Here is a 1057-nt window from a genome sequence, read left to right on the forward strand (position 1 = left end):
GGGTTCCGGACCTACGGCAAGTCCAAGGACTCCCGCGACGACCTACCGCAGATCGTGATCGGGATGGCGGTGACCCGCGACGGGATCCCGGTGCGGGTGTGGTGCTGGCCGGGCAACACAGGCGACTCCGCGCTGATCCGCCAGGTGAAAGACGACATGCGGGACTGGACCCTGTCGAAGATCGTGTGGGTCGCCGACCGCGGCTTCTCCTCGCAACGCAACCGCCGCTACCTGCGCCAAGGCGAGCACGCCTACATCATCGGGGAGAAGCTCCGCTCGGACTCCCCGGAGATCAAGGCCGCCCTGTCTCGGCAGGGCCGCTACACCGACGTCGCGGAGAACATGCGGGTCAAGGAGGTCAAGGTCTCCGACACCGAGCGGTTCGTCATCTGCCACAACCCCGACGGTGCGACCCGCGACGCGCACATCCGGGAGCAGCTCGTCGCCCAACTCGACGAGCTCATCACCGGGTCGGACAAGCTCCCGGTGATGAAGCGCGGTGAGCTACGTGGGCGGATCTCGACCAAGCCCGGACTGAACCGGTACCTGCGCGTCACTCCCGGCGGGCTGCTCCGCGTCGACAAGGCGAAGATCAAGGCCGAGACCAACCTCGACGGGAAGTACCTGCTGCGCTGCTCGGACCCGCACCTCTCGGCCGCCGACATCGCGCTGGGCTACAAGCAGCTCCTGGAAGTCGAACGGGGCTGGCGCGACATGAAACAGATCCTGGACCTGCGTCCGGTCTATCACCGCCTCGAAGAACGCATCCGCGCCCACGTGCTGTTGTGCTGGCTGGCGCTGCTGCTCATCCGCATCATCGAGACCACCACCGGCGACACCTGGACGACCGTCCGCCGCCATCTCGACCGGCTCCACGCCGTCACCTTCACCGGGCCGACCGGGACCTTCCGCCAGCGCACCGACCCCACCAAGCCACAGACCGACCTCTACGCCCGACTCGACCTCCCCCTCCCCAAGAAGATCATCGAGATCACCGCCGCAGGCCGCTGACCAGGCGAAACGCCATCGCCTAGTAACACACGCGCGGCACCCCTCA

Annotated in this window: 1 protein-coding gene; it reads left to right on the top strand. The window is 67.2% G+C overall.

Translation table 11 applies throughout. The features are described from left to right. On the top strand, positions 1 to 1011 hold a 1011-nt coding region (locus ACFPFQ_RS48310; protein WP_379630072.1), incomplete at its 5' end, for a transposase. Positions 1012 to 1057 lie beyond the last annotated feature (46 nt).

This window comes from Pseudonocardia sp. GCM10023141 (genome assembly GCF_042653605.1).